This window comes from Thermoplasmata archaeon, from assembly GCA_035632695.1.
Lineage (GTDB): Archaea > Thermoplasmatota > Thermoplasmata > RBG-16-68-12 > RBG-16-68-12 > RBG-16-68-12.
This window is the reverse complement of the sequence record DASQGG010000028.1, coordinates 1-5,478: the sequence shown is the minus strand read 5'-3', so window position 1 is coordinate 5,478 and position 5,478 is coordinate 1. Positions and strand designations below refer to the sequence as shown.

At 65.7% G+C, this 5,478-nt stretch carries 6 protein-coding genes; 5 read left to right on the top strand and 1 reads right to left on the bottom strand.

Annotated elements, in window-relative coordinates:
- The 5 genes from VEY12_02280 to VEY12_02260 all read left to right on the top strand — a co-directional run.
- Positions 1–646, top strand: a 646-nt coding sequence (locus VEY12_02280; protein ID HYM38959.1) for a hypothetical protein, incomplete at its 5' end; no start/stop codon positions are given.
- A 3-nt stretch (positions 647–649) separates the two neighbouring features.
- Entirely contained in the window at positions 650–1,798 is a 1,149-nt protein-coding gene (locus tag VEY12_02275) for a glycosyltransferase family 4 protein (GenBank protein ID HYM38958.1), read from the top strand.
- A 24-nt stretch (positions 1,799–1,822) separates the two neighbouring features.
- Positions 1,823–3,088 carry an alkaline phosphatase family protein gene (locus VEY12_02270; GenBank protein ID HYM38957.1) on the top strand — a complete coding sequence of 422 codons (1,266 nt, stop codon included), beginning with the start codon at positions 1,823–1,825 and terminating at the stop codon, positions 3,086–3,088.
- Complete coding sequence (locus VEY12_02265) at positions 3,051–3,884, top strand: class I SAM-dependent methyltransferase (GenBank protein ID HYM38956.1); 834 nt, start codon at positions 3,051–3,053, stop codon at positions 3,882–3,884. The genes VEY12_02270 and VEY12_02265 overlap by 38 nt, the downstream gene beginning before the upstream one ends.
- Positions 3,885–3,886: 2 nt before the next feature.
- Entirely contained in the window at positions 3,887–4,876 is a 990-nt protein-coding gene (locus VEY12_02260) for a glycosyltransferase family A protein (protein ID HYM38955.1), read from the top strand.
- Between the two features lie 34 nt (positions 4,877–4,910).
- On the opposite strand, the gene VEY12_02255 is transcribed toward VEY12_02260, so the two are convergent.
- Positions 4,911–5,478, bottom strand: a 568-nt coding sequence (locus VEY12_02255; GenBank protein ID HYM38954.1) for a kelch repeat-containing protein, incomplete at its 5' end; no start/stop codon positions are given.

Sequence of the window (5,478 nt, the reverse complement as noted above, 5' to 3'; positions counted from 1 at the left end):
CCTCGGGGTCACCGCCATGGCTGTGTCCGCGAGCCACGGCGGCGGGGGTGGCATGACGTACGTCTATATCCTGCATGATCCCCTGTTCTATGGGGCATGGACCGGGATCCCGGGATTGTACGAGGCCATGGGTTTGCTTTGGATCCCGGGCTCTCTCGTCGCCGGATACGTCGCCTGGAGGCGCTTCCCCGACCCGACGCCCAAGGCCGCGGTCCAGGGCATGCTCCTTGTGACCACCGTATTCTATCTCACCCGGTATGGCGTGTATGAGCAGTACCTCTTGTACCTCCTGCCGCTCTTCCTAGCGGACATCGTGCTATGGCATCCGGGCCGCCGGACGGTCTACAACTTCACCTGCATCCTGATCTTTGCGTACCTCCTGGTGAACAACGATCTACTCATCCGGTTCCTGGGCCCCGTGAATTCCTCCTTCGTCGACATCGCGTACGCTGCGGATGCCTCCCCGGTCCTAGGGATCCTTCGGACTGCGGGGCTGTACACCTTGGACGTCCTGATCACGATCACGCTCCTGCAACTCACGGTCGTGTTTGCCCGAGGAGAGTCGAATCCTGTCCCATGGCCGATGTCCTTGGTTCGCTCGATCCGCGGCCGCTCCCCTTCAATCCGCACCGAAGCACAACCGTAGGCGATGACGATGCGCGTCCTTCAGCTCACCCAGCGATTCCCTCCCGCAATCGGCGGCGTCGAGGATCATGTCCTCCATCTGGCCATCGGTCTCCGCGGGGCCGGCGTCGACGTGGAGGTCCGGACGACCGACCTGCGGCGCGCCGTCCCTTTCGAGCGCTTCGATCCTGGTTCTGAGCCCTACCCGTTCCCGGTCGTCCGCTACCGCGCGCACAAGTTCGCGGACGTGCCCAATGGATTGGGAATAGCGGCGCCGTCGATGTTGCTCGACGCCCTCGACCACCACGCCGAGGTGATCCACGCCCACGCCTACGGCTACTTCCCGACGTGGGTCGGCAGCTTGGCGCGCTCCCTAGATGGCGCCGCGTTGGTCATCACGCCGCATTCCGACGCGGGTCGGCCCCGCGTTGTGAAGCGGGTCTTCGACCGGGTGGTTTCCCGGTTCACGGTGGCGCGCGCGGCGCGCGCAATCGCCCTCACGCGGCATGAGGCAGCCCATCTCGTTTCCTTAGGCATCGAGGAAGAGCGGATCGCAATCATTCCGAACGGCGTGGACCTGGGGGAATTTGGAGGTGTGCGGCCTGCGCGTACTTCGAAACCTAAAGTCACAGGCCTCTTCGTAGGTCGCCTCGAGCCCCACCAGAAAGGTCTGGAGCCTCTTGTCCGCTCCCTCGCGATCCTGCCGCGGTCCGTAGGGTTCGAACTGCGGATCATTGGCGAGGACTGGGGCGGCGCCGCGCTTGTTCGTCGGCTCGCGTCGGAGCTCGGCGTGGACGACCGGATCACGCTCGTCGGGCGAGTCCCCCGCGAAAACCTGCTCAGGGAGTACGCCGCCGCGGACCTCCTCGTCATGCCTTCCCTGTTCGAGCCGTTCGGGATTGTCCTCCTGGAGGCCATGGCCTCGGGGCTTCCCGTGGTCGCCTCGCGGGTCGGCGGCATCCCGGAGGTCGTCGTGGACGGGGAGACGGGGCTCCTTGTGGAGCCCGGGAACGCCAGCGAGATCGCTTCCGCCGTCCTGAGGCTCGCGGAGAGTCCCGGGCTCCGGGCGCGGATGGGCGCCCGAGGCCGGGAACGCGCGCGTTCATATTCCTGGGACGTCCTGGTTCCTCGCGTGCTCGCGGTCTACCGCGAGGCGCTCCAGGAGCGTGCGTAGGGGTTGGCCTCGTCGGAACGGCGCATGGCCCTGGCGATCTTCCTAGTCGCCATCCTACTCCCCGTGGCCGCGGTCATCACGCGCGTGATCGTGCCGCCGCCTCCGCCGCCGGGTCCGCCTCCCCTGGTCCCGGGGGTCACGCCGATCGACCACGTGTTCGTGATCATGAAGGAGAACCACGCGTTCGACAACTACTTCGGGACCTTCCCCGGGGTCGACGGCATCCCGCCGAACGTCAGCCTCCCGGATGGATACGGCGGCGCGGTCTCGCCGCGCTGGATTAGCTCGACATCCACCCCGGACATCTCCCACACTCGGGGAGCGGAGATCACGGCCTACGCGAACGGGACCAACACGGGCTTCGCCATCGCGGTGGATGGCGGCGACCGCGCCCTAGCCAACGTGACCATGGGCTACTTCGACGCGCGCCAGATCGGAGCGTACTGGTCCCTGGCACGGAACTACACGCTCGCGGACCGCTACTTCCAGTCGATGTTAGGACCCACGATCCCGAACCGTTTGTTCTCCTTCGCCGGCACGAACGCGGGCGTGACGACGGACGTTCTGTTGGGCGCCTCGTTCAACCTGCCCACGATCTTCGACCAGCTCGAGAGCCGCGGCGTCACGTGGCGGTACTACTACACGGGAGGATTCTACCACGGTCCCCTCCCGTCGTACTTCACGGGGATCTCTTCGAACCCGACGATGATGTCTCGCTTGGTCGGGATGGACCATCTCGTCGGGGACCTCAACGCGAACGACACGGCCCAGGTCACGATCATCGACCCCGAGGACTCCTTCGACATCAGCGAGCACCCGCCCCAGGATGTGACGGTAGGCGAAGCGTGGACCATGAGCATCGTCCGGGCGATCATGGGCTTGCGCACCTGGAACAGCACGGCCATCTTCCTGACCTGGGACGAAAACGGCGGATACTACGACCACGTCCCTCCGCCCCAGGTGGATTCGTGGGGGTACGGCTTCCGGGTTCCCATGATCGTCGTCTCGCCATACGCACGCCGCGGCTACGTGGACCACACTGCCATGGACCACACCTCGATGCTGCGGTTCATCGACGACAACTGGGGGCTGCCGTATCTCAGCGTACGAGTCGCAGGCGCGGGGAACTTGACGAGCGCATTCGACTTCAGAGCACCGGCGTCGGGCTCATCCGTGGCGGCGCTGCCTTCGGCCACAACGTCGAGTGCGTCGGTGGTCGCGTCAGTGTGGAGCGATTCCGGAGACCTGAGCGTTGCGCCCCTGGCGAACGGAGCACGGCCGCATGAGTAGCGAAGCTGTCGCGCTCCGGGAGGCATTCAACCGCGTTGGCGACTCAATCGAGACGACCGCCGCAACGAATCCGGTGAACAGCTGGATGCGCGCGACGAGCCGTCGAGAGATCCTCGCGGTCTGCCCACCCGGTTCGGCACTTCTCGAGATCGGATGCGGTGCGGGAGCCGACGCGGTCTTCCTTGCCGAACATGGGTACCGAATCGAAGCCCTTGACATCTCGGACGGAATGGTCCAAGCCGCCCGCGAGCGCGTACGCTCCGAAGGGCTACAGTCGTGCGTCCACCTGTGGAGAGGTCGGCTGTCCGAAGTCGCCAGCGACCTTGAGCGGTCCGGCTGGTACCCTTTCGACGGGGCCTACGCAAACTTCAGTCTCACCTACGAGGACTCGCTGCGGAGCTTAGCCGGGACCGTCCACGATCTCCTCCGACCAGGCGCGCCGTTCGTGTTCACCCTCCCCAATAAGCTGTGCCTCTCGGAACCGCTCATCGCGATGGCCCGACTGCGCGTTCGGGGAGTCCTCTCACGTTTCAAGGAGCCGCAGTGGGCGAGAGTCCGCGGTATGAAGGTCCGCTTCCATGCGTACACGCCGGTGCGTGTCCTTCGAACGCTTGAGGGGTTTTTCGAACCGCTGGGCGTGGTGGGCGTGCCAGTGTTCATGCCGCCGCCCTTCCTCTACAACCCCGCATTCGAACGGCTGCGGGCGAATCTGGAACCGTTCGATGATCGCCTCTCGGCGCGCTTCCCCTGGCGGTACCTTGGTGACACAACCCTGTTCAAGGTTGCGAGGGTCTGACCGTGAGCGCCGCGGACGCAATCTCCGTCGTGGTCACGGTGTGGAGGGGCCGGAAGCAGTTCCTCCTGCAAGCCCTCGGGGGCGTACCATCCTCGACGAGCTTTCCCCTCGAGCTCATCGTTGCCGCGGACTTCCACGACGATGCCCTCGAGCTCGAGGTCCGGAGACGGAACGGGAAGTGGGTGGTGTCCAACGAGACCCATCTCGGTGCGAAGGTCGCCGAGGGCGTCCGCACGGCGCGGGGCTTCGTGGTGGCGTTCCTCGAGGATGATGATCTCTTCCACCCGGACCGCTTGGAGCAGATGCACCGCGCCTTCACGGAGGACCCGGACTTAGGCTTCTTCCACAATGCGCAGCTGACCTTTCCGGACGGGGAGGCGCCCGCTTTCGCGGGCCCCCTCCCGGCCCGGCGTCCCGTTCGCGTCCCACGAGACCGGCGAACCAACGAGGACTGCGAGCGGATATGGACCTTGGGAGCCGGCTACAACGCAAGTTCTACCGCGATGCGCCGCGATCTCCTCGAGCCGCACCTCGACGAGTTGGCCAAGTTGCGCGTTGGTCTCCCGCCATACTTGTTCTATCGTGCGTGGTGCTCGCCGATGGCGCTCACGGTGGACGAGCGACCCCTGACGGCGGTGCGCCTTCATTCCACGAACACAACGCCCAACCACATGCAGGGTCGGAAGGCTCGTTTCGCCCGACTGGCCCGCATTGCCGCCGACCTGTCCGCGGATGCGACGACCATACGCTCGATCCTGCCCGAGGACGTCTGGGACGTGCCGCTGCAGCAGATGATTTCCATGGGTGACATCATGGCGGCCGTGAACGGCGCACCGGGCGCCTTCTGTCGCGTGGGGACCGCAACGCTGAACCTCATGCGTCGACGAAGGAGCTGGCTCCCAAGATGGACCCTGATATCCCTCGGCATGATGCGCATGGGCTCGCCCCGGGCCGCGTACGCGGTCTATCGGTGGCTCACGGCGTCGCCGTGACGGACGACGGGGAGATCGCTTCCTCCGGCGCGCGTCAGGGCCGGCGCGCATTCCGGCGGAGGAACACCGCGACCGCAATGCCCTCGGCCGCGAGAATGATGGCGGCGATGGCGATCGGGAGCCAAAGCGGGGTAGCGTCCGGCGAGACCGCATGCGGGTTGTAGTACCACGTGTCGCCAAGGAGGCCCGTGCTCGTCGCGCCTCCGAACACCACGAGGAGGTTCGCGAGTGAATCGAAACCCCCTACTCCGGCAAACCGACTCGGAGGTGCCCCACCGGCGTTAAGCGGGATCCAGGATTCGTCCGTGAGGTTGAATGACCAGAGGTCGTTCAGGGGCGTTCCATCCCCGAAGCCCGACGTCATGAGCACGCGGCCCGAGATCGGATCGGCCGCCATGATCGCGTAGTCACGGGCGCTGGGACCGTTCGCTCGCGTCAGGTTGGTCCACGCGTTCGCGCCCCAGGCATAGGACCAAGTGTCGGCGAGGTGGTGGAACGCAAAGTTGGGTCCACTGTAATCGTTCCCTCCGAACAGGATGAAGCGATCGATTCCGGGCATGTAGACCATCCTGCCATCCGCCCGCGGAGAGGGCTGGACCGTG

Coding starts and splice junctions, on each gene's coding strand:
- VEY12_02275 (HYM38958.1), top strand. CDS start 650: ATGACGATGCGCGTCCTTCAGCTCACCCAGCGATTCCCTCCCGCAATC.
- VEY12_02270 (HYM38957.1), top strand. CDS start 1,823: ATGGCCCTGGCGATCTTCCTAGTCGCCATCCTACTCCCCGTGGCCGCG.